The organism is Bizionia paragorgiae, assembly GCF_900107625.1.
Lineage (GTDB): Bacteria > Bacteroidota > Bacteroidia > Flavobacteriales > Flavobacteriaceae > Bizionia > Bizionia paragorgiae.
On sequence record NZ_FNQK01000010.1, the window covers coordinates 124,787 to 148,569 of the forward strand.

Annotated in this window: 10 protein-coding genes and 1 pseudogene; all 11 read right to left on the reverse strand. The window is 36.1% G+C overall.

Translation table 11 applies throughout. The features are described 5' to 3' along the window. Nucleotides 1-28 precede the first annotated feature (28 nt). Nucleotides 29-1,150: an ABC transporter permease gene (locus BLV64_RS09140; RefSeq protein ID WP_092134308.1), complete on the reverse strand. Its 1,122-nt coding sequence runs from the start codon at nucleotides 1,148-1,150 to the stop codon at nucleotides 29-31. Continuing rightward, entirely contained in the window at nucleotides 1,150-2,256 is a 1,107-nt protein-coding gene (locus BLV64_RS09145; RefSeq protein ID WP_092134311.1) for an ABC transporter permease, read from the reverse strand. Before BLV64_RS09145 ends, BLV64_RS09140 begins: the two co-directional genes overlap by 1 nt. A 308-nt stretch (nucleotides 2,257-2,564) precedes the next feature. Then, nucleotides 2,565-3,293, reverse strand: a complete 729-nt coding sequence (locus BLV64_RS09150; RefSeq protein WP_092134314.1) for an ABC transporter ATP-binding protein — start codon at nucleotides 3,291-3,293, stop codon at nucleotides 2,565-2,567. An 87-nt stretch (nucleotides 3,294-3,380) separates the two neighbouring features. Next, nucleotides 3,381-4,283, reverse strand: a complete 903-nt coding sequence (locus tag BLV64_RS09155) for an ABC transporter ATP-binding protein (protein WP_092134317.1) — start codon at nucleotides 4,281-4,283, stop codon at nucleotides 3,381-3,383. After that, entirely contained in the window at nucleotides 4,284-4,772 is a 489-nt protein-coding gene (locus BLV64_RS09160; protein ID WP_092134320.1) for a hypothetical protein, read from the reverse strand. Nucleotides 4,773-4,783: 11 nt separating this feature from the next. Then, nucleotides 4,784-5,692 (reverse strand): HlyD family secretion protein, encoded by a 909-nt coding sequence (locus BLV64_RS09165; RefSeq protein ID WP_092134323.1) that lies wholly within the window; start codon nucleotides 5,690-5,692, stop codon nucleotides 4,784-4,786. A gap of 127 nt (nucleotides 5,693-5,819) precedes the next feature. Continuing rightward, entirely contained in the window at nucleotides 5,820-7,067 is a 1,248-nt protein-coding gene (locus BLV64_RS09170; protein WP_092134326.1) for a TolC family protein, read from the reverse strand. A gap of 1 nt (nucleotide 7,068) precedes the next feature. Further along, a complete protein-coding gene (locus tag BLV64_RS09175; RefSeq protein ID WP_092134329.1) occupies nucleotides 7,069-7,683 on the reverse strand; it encodes a TetR/AcrR family transcriptional regulator in 615 nt (204 codons plus the stop codon). Between the two features lie 164 nt (nucleotides 7,684-7,847). After that, entirely contained in the window at nucleotides 7,848-8,846 is a 999-nt protein-coding gene (locus BLV64_RS09180) for a PorP/SprF family type IX secretion system membrane protein (protein ID WP_092134332.1), read from the reverse strand. 34 nt (nucleotides 8,847-8,880) lie between these two features. After that, the gene (locus BLV64_RS09185; RefSeq protein WP_092134335.1) at nucleotides 8,881-22,731 is read right to left on the reverse strand and encodes a T9SS type B sorting domain-containing protein; all 13,851 of its coding nucleotides are present in this window, start codon (nucleotides 22,729-22,731) and stop codon (nucleotides 8,881-8,883) included. A gap of 85 nt (nucleotides 22,732-22,816) precedes the next feature. Then, a pseudogene (locus BLV64_RS14555) lies at nucleotides 22,817-23,783 on the reverse strand (PorP/SprF family type IX secretion system membrane protein); the annotation flags it as partial.

The window sequence follows — 23,783 nt, forward strand, 5'->3', positions numbered from 1 at the left end:
CAGGTAACGCTATTATCTGAGATTTTTTTTATGTTGTCTTTTTATAACTCCATACCGCTAAGCCATTCATAATTACAGCATAAAGCAATGTTTTTGATAACTGCGGAAGTATATCCATAAATCCAGAACCTTTCAACATCACCATTCGCATCACTTCTACAAAATATTTAATTGGGTTAAACTCTGTAAGCATCTGAGCCCATTCTGGCATGCTTTCAATGGGTGTGAATAAACCACTCATTAAAATGAAAATCACGGTAAAAAACCAAGCGATAAACATAGCTTGTTGTTGTGTGTCTGTAAAATTGGAGATAAACAAGCCTATTCCTAAAATCACCAATATATAAATAGAAGTGTATAGATACATAAGTGGTAAACTACCTAGCATAGGAACATCAAAAATGAGTTTAGCAATAATTAAACCTATACTTAACAAGCCCATTCCTATTAACCAAAACGGGAATAATTTACCAATGATAAATTGACTTTTCTTAATTGGTGTCACGTTGATTTGCTCTAAAGTCCCGATTTCTTTTTCTCGAACAATGTTCATTCCTGATAAAAACAACGTAATCATAGTGACTAGTAAAACCAATATTCCTGGCACCATAAACGTTTTATAGTTTAGCGTTTCGTTGTACCAGAATAAAGGAATGGTTTCTATGGTTATAGGCTGAATTTGTTTATCTGACACTTGAAACAAGTCAGTTTTTAAATTGTTATTAAACCGCTGAATGATTTGCGTCACATACACATTTTCAACTCCAGCAGCTGCACCATCAATCGCATTTATTGTCACTCCTAAACTATTGTGTTTCTCTTTTTGTAAATCGCGTTCAAAATACTGTGGTATTTCTAAAACAACATCTACTTCCCCTTGTAGCATAGCAGAACTTGCTAGTACTTCCGAAGGAAAATCTGCTAACACATTAAAATAAGTAGATGCCTTAAATTGTGCTATTAAGGCTCTTGATGTTGACGTGTGGTCGTTATCAATATACCCGAATCTGATATTTTTAACTTCAAAAGTCGCTGCGTTAGATAAAATAACAAGTTGGAGTAGTGGTAACACAAAAATGATAGGTAGCATGCCCTTATTTCTAAAGATCTGCTTAAACTCTTTTTGTATGATATAAAATATTGTTTTCATTACTCCAGCCTAATTTTATATTTCTTCACACTCAATGCAATAAAAAACACGGTCATTCCTAACAAAATCAAAGTTTCTTTCCAAATAAATTGTATTCCCACCCCTTTCAGCATAATTCCCTTTATGATAATGATAAACCACTTTGCTGGAATGATATTACTAATCACTTGTAATGGAATAGGCATACTTGATATTGGAAAAATAAATCCTGATAATAAAATTACAGGCAGCATAAGTCCCATTAAAGAAATCATCATAGCACTTTGTTGTGTTGCCGAAATGGTTGAAATTAAAATTCCTAATGCTAATGCTGAAATGATAAACAGAATACTCTCTAAAGCCAATAGTAACAAGCTTCCTTCAATTGGCATTTTAAAGATAAAAATGCTCAACATCACAATAACTACAGCATTAATAATGGATAGAAAAATATACGGAAACACTTTTCCTATAATGACTTGAAAAGGTTTTAATGGCGACACTAAAAGGATCTCCATAGTACCTAATTCCTTTTCTCTTGTGATAGAAATAGAAGTCATCATAGCAGAAACCAACATCAAAATTATGGTCATTACTCCTGGAACAAACATGTACACACTTTTTAATTCTGGGTTGTAAACCATGCGTGATTCTGGTACAATTTGATAAGCAATTGAAATATCCTTGTTTAAACCCTTTTGATACTTCTGAATAATAGCACCTACAAAATTAGTGATGGTATTCGCTGTGTTTGGGTCTGTAGCATCAGTAATAATCTGTATTGATGTTTTATTATCTCTAATCAGATTTTTACTGAAATCTTTTTCGAAATTTAAAACGGCTTTAACCTTGCCTTTTTTGAAAATAGATTCAATATCTGATTCTTTTTCAATGATTTGCTTAATACTAAAATATTCTGAAGCTGCTATTTTATTGATAATTTCTTCTGTAGTGGCATCTTTTGAATGATCTAAAATAGCAATATCAACATTATTAATTTCATTGGTAATAGCGAATCCGAACAGTAAAATTTGGGCAATTGGCATTCCGAAGAGAATAAACAAGGAACGCCTATCTCTAAAAATATGGTAGAATTCTTTTTTAATAAAGCCTATAAATCTTTTCATTTTTTTGTTTCCTTTCTCCCGTGAATTTTCACAGATAATCGCAGATATTTTATTACGTTTCTATTGATATCATATTCATTTTTTTCAGCGTAAATCAGCGGTATCTGGGGGACATATTCTCACCCACGAGCCAATTTTAAAAACACATCGTTCATAGTGTTAACCTTAAAATACTCTTTCCAATTATTTCTTCCTCTGTTTTATTTACCGCGAATCTCGCAGATAATCGCAGATATTTTTATTACGTTTCTTTTGATATAGTATTCATTTTTTTCAGCGTAAATCGGCGGCATTTGCGGGACATATTCTCACCCTCGGGCCAATTTCAAAAACACATCATTCATATTTTCAGCCTTAAACTGTTCTTTCAATTTCTTTGGGGTATCTAAAGCTTCAATTTTACCGTCAACCATTATGGAAACACGATCGCAATATTCAGCTTCATCCATGTAATGTGTGGTTACAAAAACGGTTGTTCCTTTATTGGCTGCTTTGTAAATCAGCTCCCAAAACTGACGTCTGGTAATTGGATCAACGCCTCCTGTTGGTTCATCTAAAAACACAATTTTAGGATCGTGAATCATGGATACCGAAAAGGATAGTTTCTGTTTCCACCCTAATGGTAGAGCTCCTACTAATTTATTAGCCACGTCTTCTAAACCCAACTCTTCAATTAAGGCATCCGATTTTTCTTTGATTCGTTTCCTTGTCAAACCATAAATACCTCCAAAAAATGTAATATTCTCTCTAACCGTTAAATCGTCATACAAAGCAAATTTCTGACTCATATAACCAATGTTCCTTTTGATATCTTCAGCATTGGTATACACATCAAATCCTGCAATAGTTGCTTTTCCAGATGTTGGGTTTAAAATACCAATCAGCATTTTAATAGCTGTCGTTTTTCCTGCACCATTAGCACCTAAAAAACCAAATATCTCACCTTTTTTAACGTCGAATGTAATGGCGTTTACCGCTGTAAAATCACCGTACATTTTAGTTAACCCTTCTACTTGTATGACTTTGTTGTTGTTCATTTTTGATGATTACACCTACAAGATTTTTGAAGCCTTGCAGTATCCTTTTAAACCTAACAGGTTTTAAAAACCTGTTAGGTTTAATTCTTACTTTGCCAATTCCATAAAGGTATCTTCAATAGTTGCTACAGTTTTATCTATGTGTATGTTCGATAAATTTTTAGTTTCTAAAAACGTTTTTAAGTCTTCTGGATTAAATTCTGTTCTACTATCTGTATAGTGCACAAATTCACCAAAAGGATACACACTATGATTGTACTCATAATCCTTTAAACTGAGAATTAATTGATACATATTATTAGCACTTACATTATAAATCTGCTTTGGATAGTGGGCTACAATTGCTTCCGGTGTATCAATCTCTAAAATTTCGCCATCTTGAATCAGTGCAATACGATCACATAAAGCAGCTTCATCCATATAAGGAGTCGATACTAAAATGGTAATACCTTTTAACTGTAATCGCTTTAGCATTTCCCAAAATTCTTTTCGTGATACTGGATCCACTCCTGTGGTGGGTTCATCTAAAAACAGCACTTTAGGTTTATGAATCAATGCACAGCATAAAGCCAATTTTTGTTTCATTCCACCAGACAATTTTCCTGCACGACGGTCTTTAAAAGGTTCTATTTGTACATAGATATCTTTTATCAATTCGTAGTTTTCTTCAATGGTTGTCCCGAAAATAGTGGCAAAAAATTCTAAATTTTCTTCTATCGTTAAATCTTGATATAAAGAGAATTTCCCCGGCATATAACCAACACTATTTCTTATGCTTTTGTATTCTGAAACTACATCGTAACCAGCAACAGTTGCAGTACCTTCGTCTGCAAATAGGAGGGTAGTCAAAATCCTAAATAGTGTTGTTTTACCAGCACCATCAGGACCTATAATACCAAAAAGCTCACCTTTTTTTACTTCAAAAGAAATGTCTTGTAAAGCATTTACTTTTTTATAGGACTTATTGATATGACTGACTGATATTCCCATTTATTTAAAATAATCAGAATAGGCATTAATATTTTCCTCAATACTATTGGTGATTTTCGCGGCATCTTCAACTGTTTCAGTTTTTAAAAGCGCATTAATCTTTTCAATTAATGGGTGAAGCCAAACATGCAGGTTGTCATGTGACGCTCCTTTCATAGTACAATTTTTTACTAAAAAATTTTTCTGTTCATTAAGTTGTTCGGCTAGCTTATGAAACTCTTCTAAGGTACTTGGAGTCACCGAGTTTATAGTGTTTTCAAGATTTTTTACGCCTTCATTAGTGGTGTCATCAGCTTGCCATTTCTCACCATTATCTTTTTGAATTTCGTTTACCCAAGCATTAGCATAAACCCCTGAAGCATCGTGGCCCTCATGATCGTTATGGATCTCAGCAGAATGCTCAACTGATTCTGTTTTTGTGTCTTGACTTTTACTGTCTTTACAGCCTACAAAAGCCAATAGGCTTAATGTTAAAATTACATGTTTCATTGTTTTGGATTTTATTGATTATTATTGTTTGAATTGTTTAACCATAGTTCTGCGGGCATTCCTATTTTTAGACTGCCATCATTTATCACATCCACTTTTACGGCATAAACAAGAGCCACTCGCTCTTCTTTGGTTTGAATGATTTTTGGTGTGAATTCAGCTTCCGAAGCAATCCAACTAATTGTACCTTTATAGGTTTTCATGTCTTCTGCATCGTCAATTTTTACAGTTACTTCTTGACCAATTTTTATAGTGGCTAATTGCGTTTCACTGATATACACTCGCAAGTGCATCGTACTTAAATCGGCAATTTTATATAATGGTTTACCAAAAGCAGTGATTTCATTTGGTTCAGCGTATTTGGTTAAAACTGTTCCATTTACAGGATTTATGATTTTGCTTTTTTGAATTTGATCGTCAATTTGTTTGACTTGAACATCAATAGATTTTAACTCATTTACAACAGGTGCGTTTTGAATTTCTATACTTCTAATTTGGTTTTTTATGACATCTATTTCGCCAGAAACGTCATCCCATTGTTTTTGTGTTCCTGCGTTATCTTTTATTAAGTTTTCAGTCCGTAATTTATTGATCTTTGCCGTTTTTAATTTTGAATTTAAAACTGCTATTTGAGACAATACACCTTTAGATTTTGAGCTAATCACAGATTTAGCCACTTCTAATTGTTCGCGTTTTAATGCTAACGGAATGGTATCGATGTAACCTATTAATTTGCTTACTTCAAGTTGATCTCCTTCGTTGATATCAAACTGCATTAGTTTTCCATTATTTTCAGCTGATATAGTAATTTCTGTTGCTTCAAAATTTCCGTAACCATCTGCTTTATCGTTGTTATTTCCACAGGACAAGAAGCTTGTGCTTATTATGGTTAATGCTAATATGTAGTTTGTGTGTTTCATGTTTCGTATTTTTATTTCCGGCAGATCACTCAGATTTTCGCAGATTTTTTGCTTTTATTTTTCTGCGCGTATCCGCAACCCGAGCAACTGCGAACTGGCGAAGCAAAATCTGTGAGAAACATTTTTATTATCCTTTAATAACCTTATAGTTAGCTTTTGCCAATTGTAATTGAATTTTATGCTTAAGCAACGTGTTTTCAGCTTCGTATAAATTGGTTAATTCTGTAATGTATGCTGAAGACGTAATTACTCCGTTTTTAAGTTGTGAATCTGCAGACTTCAAGATTTCCTTTCTAAGCTTGATGATCTCTAAATCGGAAGAAATAAAACGTTCTATTTTATCCATTTCGTTGATTTGCTGATTCAGAGCTATGTTTGTTTTTAATGCAAAGGTTTCCACCTCCGAGTCTATAATATCCTTATTAATAGCCACGGATTGTCGCTGTTTTTTATTGGAACTCCAATCGAATACACTCCAATTTAATTTAATACCCGCCGTATAAAAGGCTTGAAAAGAATTATCTAGCATATTCAGTCCTGGATTACCATAGCCTCCAGTTGCAAAAGCGAGTAATTTTGGTGCGTTTTGCTTAGCGATTAAGGCTTCACTACGTTCAATTTCCTCCCTTTTAAGCTGAAACAAGTCCAATTCTGGTCTGTTAATCTCCGTTTGTAACACGGTGTTAACTATAGGGTTTTGAAAGAGGATTGCATGATCTAAAGATTGTCCAATACTACTCGAAAGTGTTTCAATTAATGCTATTCTATTACTTTCAGCCTCATCAAATTGCTGACTTAATTTTAATAATTCGGCTTCGAGAACTTTATCTGATGTCGGCAGAATAACACCATACTTTATACCAGACTGTACTTCTTTAAGTTTAGCCAATAATTGAGTTTGTTTTGACTCTAGTAATAAGTAAGTTTCCTGGCTTAGTAAAATAGAAAAATAGAGTTGATTTATTTGTTGTTTTAATTGATATAAATTTACCTCAACCTGTTTTTGCTTGGTTTTAGTTTGAGCTGATTTTAAGTTTAAACTTGCGCCTGTTGTTCCTCCATTATAGAGGAGTTGATTTACAGAAATGGTAGCGCGGTACTGGTCCTTATTCACACCTTCAAATGTCGTAATAGGAAGGGGTAATTCGATAACATCTGATTGATAAGTGGCTTGAGCATCTAAATGAATTTGAGGCCGTCTTACGTTAGAAATCACTTCGGTATCCAATGTGTTCTGTTTCTCAAACAACTGAATTTGTTTTGCTAAGGGATAATTTTGAAACATTAACCTATAACATTCATCTAAAGTGATGCTTTCTTGTCCAACAGTAGACCCGGTTATTAAAACTGAAAGAATAATTATGATGCGTTTCATATTAATGTTTCTTTATAGAATTAATAATAAAGTCTACAACTGCAGTTTTTCGTTGATCTACAAAAGTTTTATAAGATTTCTCGTCTTGATTAGCAAATGCTTTTATTAAGGGTTTTCCTATAAATGGAAATATATTTAAAGCTAAAATGTTTACAAATAACTGATCGGCATCAATAGGTATAATACGACCTTTCGTTATCTCTTCATTTACTTTTAGTCTAAACTTATCCAGTGTAGGAAAACCTGTGGTTTCTTTAAGTTTTTCAATAAAATTTTCATTCCTATTAAGTTCTTGAATAATAAAATTTGGCAAATAGGGGTGTTTCAACATAAACGTATTATAATCGACAGTAAAATTTGTGATTTTAACGCTAAGTGAAGAGTCATCATTTAGAATAGCATTTAATTGTGGTGCTAACAATGAAAAGGCATTCTTAAAAACAGCTTCGAATAATAATTGCTTACTTCTAAAATAATAATGAAGCATAGCCTTATTAATCCCTGCTGTATCAGCAATTTCTTGCATACGAGCACCATCCATACCTTTAGATTGAAACACTGTTTTTGCGGCCTCTAATATCTGTACCTCTGTATTTTTATCTTTTTTTTTCGACATTTTAACTATAAGGTTTAACCAGTTGGTTAACAAATATAACTAAAATTAGATAAAGAAGCACATAATATTGTTGATTTATAAAGGGTTATAAAATTATGGATAAAAAAAAAGCATTTACAAAAGTGGCTCTGTAAATGCTTTTAAATTGTATTTAAGTAAAGCGGTTAATTGTGTCCAGCATTCCTATATCTGGTCCAACTTGTACCTTGAGTACAAGGACAGTCACTAATACCCTGTAAGAAATCAATACCTATAGTAATAGCATGTGTTCCAGAGTTAAAGGGAGCCAAATCATTCATTGTTACTTGGTATGAATACGCAAAATAAAAGTTGTTTTTCATTATACCTGCCATTGGTCCTAAATTAAGAGGTTTTAGTGCTTGATCATTTAAAAAACGGTATGACCCACCAATCCAATAATAGTCGCCAGCTTTATTATACTTTCTATACTTTAAGTTAATATCGGTACTTGATCTCCCATCACTGTTATATCGTTGATAAAACACAGAAGGTTCAAACTCCGTATTACTCATGCTTTGACTTTTAATAACGTAACCTGCATACCCTTGAAAATTTAACAATTTACTTGGCTCTATACCTGTAAAGGCATCAATATCTTTCTCGAGGATGTTATTTGCATTAAAACTAAAATAAAACATTTTATTACGATACAACACTCCAACATCGAAGTTGTTATTAGAAATCGAACGATCATCGCGTACATTAGGGTCCACAATAGGCATGTCGTCGTTCCCTCTAAAGTTCTCAGTATCGATTCTAAAACTATTCAGGTTATACGAAAGTCCAAAAGATAAATACTGTCTAGATTTAAAATCTAAAATAATATGATGTGCAAAGGACATTTTAACCCCTTTTTGGCGTGTGTTACCGTTCTTATCATTGTACAGTGATATTCCAACACCAGTTTGATTAGCAATCCTAAAATCGGCGTATAACGCTTGGTTACTAGGTGCATTTTTAATACCTACCCATTGGGTTAACCCGTTGGCTCTAATTCTTAAATTATCTCCAATTCCAGCATAAGTAGGAGAGATTATAAAATCGTTATCTGCCAAGTACTGAGTAAATACCGGTAAGTTTAATTCTTGTCCATAACTAAGAGAAGAGATAAAAAGAACGATATAAAGTGCGAATTTTTTCATTTGACTTATGTTTTTTTTAATGCTTTAGGGCTAATTATCTGTATAATGTGAAATGTCCAACATATTCTTTATCTAAAAGTTGGCTATTGGTTTTCACTACATACCAATAATCTCCTGTAGGTAACTCGGTTCCGTTATACGTTCCATCCCAGTATTCTCCTACTTGTAAAGTCGCCACTTTCCTTCCGTAACGATCAAAAATATCAAACGTTAAGTTCGGAAAATCTTCTGCACATCCTGGAGCCCAAGTATCAGCAATACCATCATTATTTGGTGTAAAGTAATTTGACATACAAGGTCCAACAATATTAATTTCTATTGCTGCTTCGGCTAGACAACCTGCGCTATCTATCACCGTTACATAATATGTACCTGTTTGCGTTACCATAAATGAATTGTTAGAACCGTAAGTACCGTTGTTTATTGAGAACTCATAGTCTCCAGTACCACCTGTAGCTGTTGCCACAATTTCTCCTGGTTCACTTCCTTCATTTAAAATTAAGCTTAGTGGTTGATAATTTTGAACCACAAAGAAGTCTGTATTCTGAATACATCCATTGTCATGTTTAACATCAATATAGTGATTAGTACCTGCTGGTACATTAGTAAACACATTACTCGCTTGGTAAGGACCTCCATCAAGAGCATATTCTAATAATGAAGTGTCTGTATTACTGTCATCAACATATACTGTAACTGTATTAGTTAAACTATTTCCAACGCAACTAAATTCAACCTCTACTGTTGGATTTATGGTAACTGCTTCTGGGAATGGAATGTACCACTCAGACTCACAACCTTCGGCATCACGAACATAAACAATATGATCACCGCCACTTAATCCTGTAAATTCAAATAGTGTTTGTGTAGATCCTCCCGTAGTATAAACCCCTTCACTATCATCTAAACTTACACTATACGGTAAACTACCACCAGCAATATCAACGCTAAACTCACCATCTCCTTCACCAGCACATAATTCTGCAAAGATTGAATTAGGAGTAATATCTAGAGTTACTGGAATCGGCTCAGTAATTGTAAAGTCGAAAGTAATATAACACCCTAAGACATCTTGAACAATAACAGTATAATCACCAGGTGCTAGGTTTTCAAACACATTAGTTTCGAAAAACTGATTTAACTGTGGTGAAATCGCATATTTAATAATTCCTGTTCCTCCACTTGCTATAATTTCTAAGATCCCATTATTGCTACCACTACATGTTACATCCGACACGTTAAAGCTAGCTGTTAAAGGTTCTGAAGGTTCCGTGATAGAAATGGTAGCTGAATTTGCTATACAATCTTCACTCACCACATGAACAACATAATCTCCTGCGAACAAGCCGGTAAATACACCCGGACTATCTTGAGTCGCATTTATGGTATTTCCATTTGTGTCCTCAAGTGTGTATACATAGTTTCCTAATCCACCTTGAGCAGACGCCACAATACTACCATTATTATCACCAGAACAGTTTATCGTTGTCGTTGATGCCTCTAAAGCAACTACCAATTCTTCTAAAGGATCGATGGTTATTTCGTTTGAAACATAAATTTCACAACCATTGGCGTCTCTAACGTAGTATTGATGCATACCATGAGGTACTGGGAATGTTATTGTATTATTAAACGTTCCTAATGTGGTATTAAAAGTACTCGTATCACTATAAGTATAAGGTGCAACACCTCCAGTAGCTGTTAATGTTAAAGTAGACTCAACAGCACAACTTTGAGTCGTAGTTGTTACTAGGCTTGCTTCAATTTGGGCAGGTTGGTCTATAACAATATTTGCAGATGAGAACTCACAGTTGTATCCATCGGTAATAGTAATAGAGTAGGTTCCCGCAGCTAAATTATTAAACACATTTGAAGACTGAGGTCCTGATGAGCTTGGTGTTGGTGCAATAGTGTTTAACACATAAGTATAGTTACTACCTTGACCACCTGTTACGTTTTCTATAGTTATACTCGCATCTTGATCACCAAAACACAATAACATGGTAGAACTTGGTATAAATGTTGCATTAATAGGCGTTGGTACCTCTAGAGTAACATCTGCCGAAGCAATACAGCCTGAAGTATCTCTAACATTTACCGTGTACGTTCCTGCGGCTAAGTTTGAGAAGAAACTATTAGGAGAGTATGGTTCAACAACTGCGCCTCCAAGCAACAATTCATACTCATAAGTTGTACTCCATCCGCCGGTCGCAATTGCTTCTATTGACCCTATATTATTGTCACACGTCACACTAGACGCTTCCGTAGCGCTAACAGATAATTCTGCCGTAGGCCTTGTAATTGTAAAGCTCTTAACAACTGTACAGAACGGATTAGTATCTGCCGTTGCCGTAATGGTATATGTACCACCCAATAATCCTGCAATGGTAATAGGACCGGCATTTGGTGCTGTGTCGGTCACAACTGCAGTACCTGCTTCATCAGTAATTGTATAAGTAAACGGTCCTGCTTGATCTGGATTCGTTCCTGAAATTACTAAATCTACGAATGTTATGTTTACACTACCATCGGTATCATTAAAACATGTCACATCAATTACAGAATCTACAATAAGATCAAAAGTATTAGGATTGTTTACATAGTGAACAGTTTCTAGACTACACCCGGTATCTAAATTAGTTACTGTAACAATATAGTTTCCTATATCTAACCCTGTAAAATTTCCAGTAGTATTAGTCTCACTATATACCCCTCCAGTTGTCGCTCCAACAACATCTTCTAAGGTATACTCTAAGTTCGTTGGAGTCCCTCCGGTAGTATTCGCCGTCACTGAAATAGATTCCAAGTTTGTACATGTTATTTCAGTTGTAACATTAACATCTAGTGACTCTAAATTGATAAACGGAGTAACCGTAATCGCTGTGGCTGTACTACCAACACATCCTGCATCGTCATACACATTAATAGTAAATGTACCACCTGTAGAATCCGCTTCTGTATACGTATTAGAACTTCCTGATTGAACAACTACACCGTTTTCGATAAACTCGTAAATAGGATACACACCTGAACCACCTGTTATCGTATTCACAGTAATTGTAGCATAATTAATCGCATTACCTGAAGCACATTCATATTGTGTTACGATCGGATCAGAGACTATTATAATATCAGGCTCAGAAACTGTTATCGTTTCAGTAGTAATACAATTTTTTCCTGAAGTTACTTGAACCGTATAAGTTCCTACCGCTAGACCTGTAAAAATATTTGAGGTTTGTGGTGCAACCGTGATTGGTGCAGTAATTTCGTAAGTATATACCGGATTATCGTTACTTGCTGGTAAGGTAACTGTGATGATACCATCACTGCCTCCGTTACATGTAACATCGCTAGCCGCCAATGTAAAGCTTACCGGTGTCGCTGGGTCTAATGTTATAGTTACATCTTTTGTACAATTAGAAGTTGTATCTGTAATCGTAACATCATAAGTCCCCGATGGTACACCAGAAAATACATTTCCAGTTAAAGTTACCGAAGCTGGACTTGGGTTTATCGCGTAAGCATAATTTCCTGTTCCTCCAAATCCTAAAACGGTAATCTCTCCATCATCATCCGAACAACTTGGTGCTGCATAATCTAAAGTTAATCCTATAGGATCTTCAATAGTATATGTTATTGTGTTAGTACATCCGTTGGCATCTTTAACTGTAATGTTATAGGTACCCGAAGCAGTAACTGTAAATGTTGGACTTGATTGGAATCCATTTCCTATACTATAAGTATAAGGCGCGATTCCGGTAGCTACATTTACTGTAAAACTATAATCGTTAGCTCCACTAATACATGGCGAGCCTGTAACTGATAGTCCTGTAGGAATAGGATCAGTATCTATAGTAATAGTCAATGGCGTAGTTATTACACAACCATTTGCATCTTGAACATAAACATCCCAAACCGTAGATACAGCAGGATCTAAAACAGCGGTATTAGAACTAGAATACGTCCCTGCTGGAGAACCACTCACGACAAAAGAATAGGTGTATGCACCCGTTCCTCCTGAAGCAGTTACACTAACTTCCGCACCGCTATTACAATTTGCATTAACCATCGCATCAAGTATTAAGTCTAAAGGTGCTGGTTGTGAAACAGCGATTGAAGCAGTCGCTGTACAGCCTGTAGTTTCATCGGTAATAACAATGGTTTGCGTACTTGCAGCTGTAATACCTGTTACAGAAACTGTTGGATTTGTTTGTCCTGTTACTGCTGTAGCTCCATTAATAGAGTAGCTGTATGTTCCTGTGAAATGGGTTACAGTAAACACTACTTCTCCATCGGTTCCTGGATTACAGTTTACATCACTCTCAAGTTGTCCAGTAACCAAAATATTATCTACATCTTCTATAGTGTATAATTCTTGATATGAACACCCGTTAGCATCGGTAACTAAAAACGTATAATCGCCAACCGGTAATCCTGTGAAGACACCACTTGTAGCTCCCGATGTATTTGTTGTTGCACTTGCAGGGGCTAGAATTTCGTAACTTAAAGTACCGACTCCGCCAGTTGTTGTTAATGTAACATCACTTGTACTCACTAAACAAGTAATTGGAGTAGAGGTAAACTCTAAATCTGTAGGTGGATCTAAAGGATCGATCATTACTGATCCTGAAAATAGACAGCCATTCGCATCTTTAACACCGTAGTTTACGGTTTGAACCGCACCATTATTATTAACGGTGAATGTATTTGATGTAGAGTAACCCGTACCATTAAAGTTATAGCTATACGGCGAGGTGCCACCTGAAGCCGTAACTGTAATAACAGTTGCTATATCACACGTTGTATTCGTTGAAATAGAATCTGTAGCTGTTAATAGCACTGGTTCATTAATAGTAATCGGTCCGTTTGAAACAGTACATTCATAAGCATCTATAACAGTTACTGTATAAGTCCCTTGAGCTAGTCCTGTAAACACGTTTGACGTTTGTGGTGTTCCTGCATCTAATTGATACGTAAAAGGACCTGTTGCCGACGTTGTTGTTATTGTAATTGTTCCGTCACTACCACCATTACAGCTCACATCTGTTTGAGAGGTTGTAAATGTTGTTGTAGGAATTGGGTCTAAAACATAAGTTGTAGTCGTCTCACAACCTTGAGCATCTGTAACACTAAACATATACGAACCAGCGGTTGTCGCCGTATATACGTTAGTCGCCATAGGCGTATATGTTGTACCACCGTCTGTAGACACTTCGTAAGTATAAGAAGTTGTATCTCCACCAGATGCTGTTAATGTAATTTCGGCATCGGGAGTTACAGTACAATCTAAACCATTTGTTAGGTTAGCACTTAATACCAACTGAGAATTAACTACGAATGGAGTAGAAGCTACACAACCATTACCATCTTGTATGTATAAGGTGTGTGTACCTGGGGTAGAAATTGTAAAGTTCGGATTAGACACAAAAGTAGTTCCATTAATGCTGTATAACGGAGTCCCAATGGATACACTTCCTGTGATTGTTACAGGTATAGGGTTACCATCATAACATGGCGCAGTCTGCGGATCGATTATTGGCTCGGCATCTTTTGTTAAAGTCACATCTACCTCTCTAATACATCCATATGCATCCATAGCATATACCGTATAAACATCAGCCGGTACTGTAAATGTATTTGGTGTTGCCCATCCTGGACTAGTTGCTACAGGAGTAGGATCTGATGCTAGTAAAATTTGATACTGGTATGGTGCTGTACCATCACTACCAACGGCACTTATTACTCCTAAATCGTTACAGTTTTCATTTAACGTTACCGAAGCTGCTAGGTTAAAATCTATTGCCGACTCTGTAATATTAAACGGTGCTGTAACTATACTACAACCGGCATTAGTACCAGAAGTTTCTGTGATAAGCACAAAATAATTACCAAAATCTAACGTACCTAATTCGGTTATAGTAATTGAACCACCTGCTGGCACAGTGCTCGTCCCCATATTACCTGTAGGGTCTAATGACAATGAATTGTAAATCTCGAATTGCACATCAATAGGAGTAGACTCAGGATTATTTATTGTAAACGTTACATTTCCATCAGCACTACCTGTACAGGTAATATTATTTGAACTTACAGCTGTTGCTGTTAAGGTAGCACTTGTTGGAATAGGATCTGTCGCCGATTCAAAATAGTAACAACCTGTACTAACGTCATAAACAATAAATGTATATAACATACCAGGAGTTAACGGCGTAAATACAGTTGACCCTGATCCTGGAGTTGTTTCCACCTGCCAACCACCTGCAGGTGGTACTGGAGCTGAAGCTGGAATAGTACCATCATAAATGGCAAAATAGAAAGGACCTGTGCTTGCAAGTGTAGTTCCGATACTAACCGTTGCTTCTCCTCCTGTAGTACAATTTGCAGTTGAATTAATTATAATATCCAAATCATCTGGCGGAGACGCTACTAATACATCCTGAATAAGCACCGAACATCCATTGGCGTCAACCACATTAATTTGGTATAATCCAAAGTCAACCACATCAAAAGTTGTAGATGTAGTACCTGTATTATTTAATTCAAAATCAGAATACCCGTTAGTCCCGGTTACATAATAATTATATGGTCCCACTCCTCCTGTTACGGAGTCTACAATTACAGACCCTAGAGTGGTACTTGTTGTAGAATCACATGAAATATCCACCGCATGGTGAGTTACAAGTATTGGGTCCGGTTGCGAAATGGTTATGGTTTCAACTTCTGTACATCCTCTAGCATCGGTAACTGTAACTGTATAATCTCCTGCTGGTAATCCAGAAGTTTGAGTTCCATAAGACGTACTGGTCGTTGTATTAAAAACTTCATAACTATAAGGAGCTTGACCAAGCGTAGTATCTGGTGTTATAGAAATAGCACCAGTTTCTTCACCGTTACAATTAATGAAACCTGTTTGCACTACTGTAATATCAGGATTAACTGCTGGTGTGATTTCAATTGGTAATGTTGTTTGTGTACTACATGAATTAGCATCTGTTACCATAAAGATATAACTCCCAGGAGTTGCTGTATTGAAAACGTTAGATGCCATTGTAGTAAACGTTGCACCACCATCTGTAGAATACGCATAGGTATACGTAGTAGCGTCACCACCAGTAGCCGTTAGTGTTACTTGCGCATCTGCAGGTAAACTACAGGTAATATCTTTATCTAAATTTGCTGCAAGTGTTAATTGCGGACTAACAGTCACGGTATCGGTTACTTGACAACCATTACCATCTTTAACTGTTATAGTATAAGTTCCTGCAACCACAGTAAACGTATTTCCTGTTTGGAAGGTCGTTCCGTCAATACTGTATGTTAATGTCGCAACTCCTGTAGCAGTGACATTAATTGTGAAGTTACTTCCGTTTCCTGTACATTGATTATCGACACTTGCTGTTACAGTTGGAGCTGGATCTGCAATAATTGTTACTGTATCCATAACAACACAATCATTACTATCCATAACATAAACATCAATTACTAATCCCAATACTCCGGTATCAACTGTTGTTGACGTCCCGAAATCACCAGATGTTGGTGCAGGACTTCCGTTAGTAACATACGCATACGTGTAACCTCCAGCGCCTCCGGATAAGGAAGGGAAACTAATCGTTGATATAGCGTTGTTACAACTTACATTACTTGCATTTGCTGTAAAGTTAATTGGTGTTGCAGCAGCGATAGTTACTGTAGCCGACGTAGTACAACCTGTAGTAGTATCCTCTACATTAAGTGTATAACTACCAACTGGTAGGTTTGTTACTGTAACACTATTCCCCGTTTGAGTTGCTGTTCCTGCACTTGGAGTTAAGGTATAGGTGTAATTCCCTACAGCACTAACATCTGTCATCGTAAACGTTGCCGTTCCGTTATCAGAACCAAAACACGTTTGATCGGTACTACTTCCTGAAGCAGCTATAGTCGTCGCTGGCGCAATAACATGAGATCCTGTTATTTCACAACCATTGGAATCCGAAATAGTAAAGGTATAATCTCCAGGGGTTAATCCTGTGAAAACACCAGTAGTCTCTCCTGTTGTATTTGAGGTTGCTGTTGCTGGTGCAGTAATTTCAAAAGTAAATGGACCAACACCATTATTAGGCGTTACAGTTACATCTGTAGTTGTATCATTACATGTAATACCATTAGAATTCGTAAAGGTCATTCCTGTTAACGGATCGAATGGTGGTACATCTATAGTTTGAGTAATAATACAACCATTATCATCTCTTACTGAGTACGTAATAGTTTGCGTTGTTGCCGTATTATTTACTGTCAGCACATTAGAAGACGTATAAGATGTATTCCCATTAAAGCTATATACATAACCCGCAGTTCCACCAGTAGCGGTTACTGTAATTTCTGAGGTCGCACTACACGTTGTATTATCAGATAGCGTAGCAGAGGCTACCAATTCTGTAGGGTTATTTAAAGTAATTGTATACACCGGAGATAAACAACTGTTACTATCTTGAATTTGATAGGTATACTCTGTAGTTGTAGCTGTTGTAGTGTTAGCATTTAAACCATCATACAGTGAAGTCGCAGTAAACGGACTACCATTAAAACTAAAGGTATAACCTCCTGAACCACCTGTAGCCGTTAGCTGAACTTGTCCATTAGACTCATCAAAACACAACGGATCTGTAGCTATTGCTGTTGCTGTTGGCAATGTAATAGCATCAATAGTATTCACTAGGGACGTTACAGAACAACCTAATGCATCAATAATTTCAAATTGGTACGTTCCGGGAGTATCGGTTGTGTAAGTAAAAGGAGAACCTGTTATACCTAGGTCAATGTAAGCAACTCCATCTACAGATACTTGATAAGTATAAGGTGCTGATCCACCAGAGAATGTACCCGTAATCACAGCGTCTGGAGATGTTGTACAGTCTAAGTCCTTTGTGATAACAGCACTAAGTGTTAGTTCTGGTTCTATGGTTTGAGCCGGTAAAGTCACTTCACATCCATAAGAATCTCTAACCACAATTGTGTAGGTTCCTGGCACTAAATTTTCAAATATATTACTCGACTGAAAAGCCCCTCCGTTATTACTAAATTGGTATGGTGCTTGACCAGAAGTTACAGTAACTTCAATAGTTGCGGCGTCAATACTATCATAACATAAATCTGAATTAACATCAATACTCGCTGTAGGTAGTAAAGGTTCGTCTATAGTAATAGTAGTCGATTCTGTACAACCATTAGCATCAGTTACTTCAACGGTATACGAACCTGCTGACACATTAGTAATGATACCACTACTTTCAAAGTCAGTTGCCGTAAATGGAGCAACGGTATCTATTAATTGATAAGAGTAACTTGGTGTACCACCTGTAGAAGTCGCCGTTATTGTTGCTCCGTCCACACAAGTAGCATCGGTTTGATCAAGACTTATAGTTAAGGCATCTGGTACGCTTATAGTTTCTGTAAAAGAGAAACTACAAGTATCTACAGCGTCGTCATAACGCACTTGAATATCATAATTACCATCCGTTAAACCAGTGATAGTATATGGTGATGTCATTTGAGTCACCCATGTCACACCATTATCAATAGAATACTGATAACCATTTGTTGTATTAAAATTCTCAGCTGCTATAGTAATGCTTCCATCTGAAGCACCAGCACAACTTACCATGGTTGTTCCAGTAACATCTGCAGTAAAGGCATGTCCTGAAGGCACCACAAAAGGAAATTCTACAAGTGTTGTACAAGCAACAGGTAATTGATACACTTTTAAATCATCAATGGCCACGTCATTTCCACTAGTTTGCTGAACATTAGATCTTAAAATAAACTTCAAACTTGTATTAGCACCTGGATCAAGTGTTATTGGAGTCAAAGGATATTCAATCCAATCTTCCGTTTTTGGTATATCACCTGTGTTATAAAATGAAATTTCTGTACCAGAGGCGTCTACTAAAGCAACTCTTAAATTAGGATCATATTGAGTATTTCCAGTTTTAAGTAAGTTTATTGCTGCAAATTCAACTTGAATAGGTTGATTTGGAATAATATCAATAATGTCTTTTTCATATAAAACCTCAGAAGCTGGAATTGTTGCTCCAATATTAACCACTAAATAGCGACCATCCGGAGTTGGAGGCGTAGTTGCAGGTGTATAGTCGGTAGGATTTACCCACGAACCAAAAGGGTGTTCTATATTCGACGTTACAGAATAATCGCCATCATTAATAGCGGGGTTACCATTACACTGAGTTGCCACAACTTGTCTTTCAAAACAGTAGTAAACCGGATTTATTCCTGGTGAAGTCGTGTCTTCCCCATAACCAAAAGTTTCATAAAGTAAATTACTAAAGGTTGGTACACTTAATAAGGTGTATTCTACACTAATGGTATGCGATCCTGATGGTACATTTGTGAAAATTTCTGGATTCTCTGTATTTGGGTTTAAAACACCATCTATATAATAGTCATAACTGTAAGAGTCCCCGCCATTATTTGTAATAGTTACTGTTGCGTTTCCAGAACCATCACAATTAAACTCTGTATCACTTAAAGAAATAGTAGGAGCTGGTGGTTCTTGATCCAATACCACATTAGGCATAGCATAAATACAACCATTAGCATCACGAACATAAACGGTGTATGTTCCGGGAGTTACATACGCTTCGTTATTAGTGGTCCATGTTGCTTGATTATCAAAACTATATTCATAATAGTTAGGGGCAGGGAATGGGGTACCACCTTGCGGATTAGTAATTCTAATTGTCCCTTCTCCTGAAGGTCCACAACCAGCTAGTTCTGAGACTCCTGCTGTTGCCGTTAAGGCATCATCAGGTTGGCTAATAGTAACGGTTTGTGCCGTAGTAAAACATTCTGATCCACTTAACGAATATTTTATTAACACCTCATAATCGCCAGCTCCTAAGTTTGAAAAGGTAGCATTCGAGCTAAAAGTGGTTCCATTGTCAATGCTATATTCTAGAGTATAACCATTAGCATCGGTAACGTCAAATTCGATAACACCTGTATTGTCATTATAGCATAAAATATCGGTATGTGTAACCGTATATTCTGGTTCTGGTAAATCGTCAACTGTAACTGTTGTTGAAACACTACAGTTATTATAATCTACAATTGTGATATCAAATACACCTGAATTGATTACTACAACTTCAGGTACAGTTTGAAATTCCGTTGAACTGTTAATAAAATACGTATATGGCGGTGTTCCGCCTACAGGATAAATTGTTATTTCACCGTCAGTACAGGTTAAAGGCGTGGTTAAAGCAGCAGTAACGGTTAGTAACTCTGGTTGGATAATAGTTAACTCTTCAGAGTGCGTACAACCGTCGTCGGTGGTTACCGTTACTGTATACGTTCCAGGGTTTAAATTAGCAAATATGTAGGTGTTTTCTTGTATAGGGCCAACACTATTTACCAAAGTTCCATTTTGAAATATTTCATAAGAATATTGAGGTTCAACATCATTCGCTGCTAACTGTATACTTCCCAAGTCATCATGACATAAAGGTTGAATTACCGTTGTAGACACTGTAAAATCGCGTTCTCTAATTTGGATATTTGGTACAGTAAATACACAAGGGTTAGTTGCAATATTCATTTGTCTTACATACACAGTATAAATTCCAGGAGTCGTTACTGTAAATACATTACTAGTTTGGTATGTCGTACCGTCTAAACTATACTCATAACCCGTTGGAACATTATTAACTGTTATACTTCCAGGACTTGTACAAATAATATCTGAAGCCTCAACAGTTGGGTCTAATAAATTCTGATAAACGTTAAAGTAGAATTGAACAAAACACCCACCAGGATAGTTAATTGTTAATCGGTATTGACCTGAGGTATCTGCTATATAGTTTGGACCAGTAAAGACTTCATTCCAAACACAACCAGCGTTTTCATTAGCACAATCTGTATTAAGAACTACAGGGCAACTGGTTTCGTCTAATAGTTCCCACGTAAGTGTCGTTGAATCTGGAATATTGGTTTGAATTTCTCTAGAGTCATTAGCACCACATAGATATATGTTAGGTAATAATTCCCCATCGTTAGGGCAAGTAACGACTTCATCGGCATAAGGTATAACAGGGTTTTCAACATCACCACCGTAAAGCTCTACAATAAACTCTTGTTGTATCGATTGACAAGGAGCTATAGCTGTATTAAATACATAGTAAGTCCCCGTTTCAGTAACCGTGATACTTTGAGAAGTACCAATTACGGGTGTACCTGTTGGACTTGTAGACCAAGAATACGAGTCATAACCACCTGCGGCAGTCATCTCTAAACTAGATCCACAAAGAATTTCATTTTGAGTAAAATTACAATCGTCCAAATCTGCTAAGAAGTTTGTCGCTTGTGGAACTAACAAACACCCTGTGTTACTATTTAAACTAGGGTCGTCTGTAATTTGAAAAGTTGGATTATCATAGCCGTTATAGGTAGCAAAAGCCTGATTATTAATAATATTAGAACAAGCATCTTCTAAATCTGCGCAGGTCGCAACCGTTTCTACTTCAATACGAATTTCATAAACAGGATCATTTTGTTCGACAAGGTAGTCTGCAACGTCTAAAATAAGTTCACGTGTAATAGGATCGTAACTTGCAACTGTTACCCCTGGAGGAAGAACTAAATCTCCCGGATAATTAAATACAATATTTATAGGAAGAATATCCTTTATTTGAAAGTTCGTAGCATTATCATTTCCCACATTTTGAAAACCAATAACGTAATTTAAGGATTGTCCTAAACCAACGACCTCACCACCAATATCGTCACCCGCGTCATTTTCTACCAGTTTAGTTAATATAATATCGGGCTCAATAATCTCTACAGCGAAAGCAAAGAAATACGGAAAATAGGTATCACCAGTCGTCCGTAAATTTATAACTGCAGATGTTGCATCGTTATTTATCACATTATTACTAGGATTCGGAACTTCCAAAATCCCAGTATCAAAACCTAAGGTATTTGTACTATTTGGGACTCTATTATTAACTGGCAAGCCACTTAGTTGTGAAATCGTACTATTAAAAAAGTTGTTCGATGGACGATCGGGAGCTGATAAGGCCCAAAAGTTTATCCCTAATCTATCCCCTGAAATACGTTTATCTCCTTCTAAAGCAGCAAAAGCAAAGTTTGCTCTTACAGGAGCGGGAGCTGGAACAGTTCTAAAACCAGTAACGGGAATATCTAAACTTGAGTTATTAGGTGTATTAATAGAACTAAAGCCATCAAAACTTGTAATGGACTTCCCTGGTAGAGTAGGGTCTTCATAAACCACAAAAAGAGACCATCCTGCCGAATGACCTGTACCATTACCAAAATCTGAAGTTTCACCTTCATCCGAAGATACATTAGCTATTGTGTAGGTTCCCAAGTTCGAAGCTAATCCTTGCACTATACTTGTAACATCGGCATAACACGCATAAGAAAAACTGTTTCCTCCGTCTACTGAATTTGTACCTGCCTCATGAATAATAGTACCCGTAACATCTACATAGCCTCCAGTTGGTCCTTTAATTTTAACATCTGTTATAGATTCATTACCAGGGTTTACAGCTCCCCAATATAAACCGGCATAGCGAATAGCATAACAATCGGGGTTAGGAATAACTAAATCGGCGCTAGAAGAACTAAAGGTAGAGTTATCTCCGTCGATATCAATATACTGCATGTCCTCGTTACTATTATATGCATCATTATCATTAAATGCATTATTACTAGGTCCCAGAATATTGTTACCAATAAGGACGATGTCTCCTCTTAGATCCTCATTAAACCTAGGTTCAAAAGGTTCAAAACTTTGAGCAAAAGATGTAAAACTTATAAAAAACAAGCATACTGTTGTAGCTATTTTAGAAATAGTAGGAATTCCCATAGTATTTTGGTTTTATTCTAGTATCAACTGTTGAGGCGCGCTAATACTAAAATAGTGGTTAATTAATTAGTTATTCTTGGTTGTTTTAATTCTCTATTTTCACTACAGACATCTTAGCAGCAAATGGCTTATTAGCATTGGCTTCTATAGATTGATTAGCAGCTTGAATATTATCGTATGTATCGTAATAGATGTAATAATTACTAGAGTTAAAATCATAAAAGAAATCAACATTATTACCTCCTGCTTGAATGACTTTGGTTACAAATTGGTTACGTTTTAAGACATCACTATGAACAGCAATAATGACATAATACCCGTTTTTAACGTTCTTCACATTCTTTAAAATTTGGATATTACTGCTTTGCTCTTCTCCAAAATCAAAATCTTGAGAAGTTAGTGGGGTTGTACTAGGTCCAGTATGCCTTTTAATGTTTGATAATATTTCTCTGTCTTGTTCGAAACGCGCGTCCTCTGTATCAAAAGCCGCTCGCTTAATTCTACGTTTACGTTCAATTTCGGTCGCTACATTAATATCTTCTAAACGCACTTGTAACTTATTTTTTAAGGTTACCGCTTCCTTTTGTTCTAATTCTAAACGCTGAATCTCTTTTCTATAATGACTATTAACGTCTTTTAATTTAACATAGTCAGTATCCGCATTATTTTCATAAATCGTTTTCAAAGATTTAATCTCATTATTACGTGATTCAATTACATTTTCTAAATCAGAGACAATGGCATTCAGTCTATTATTTTCATCCGTAACACTTTTAAAAGGTTTAGGTGCAACCTCAATACCTTGAAGACTTAATTCGTATTCCTCTTTTAAATCTTGAAGATCACCATCTTTTATATCAACAATGTCGTTAAACTGTTTTAATAATTGATTTTGAGTTGTTTTTAAATCCTCTGTTTCTTCAGATATTACAAGCATGTCTCTTCCCACTTTATCCGTTGGGTTTAGAATAATATCCTTTTTAGTTTCTTGCTCTGCTAATCGTTGTGCTTCGGCTTCGGCTGCTGCTTGCGCTTGTTGCTCTGCTAAGCGT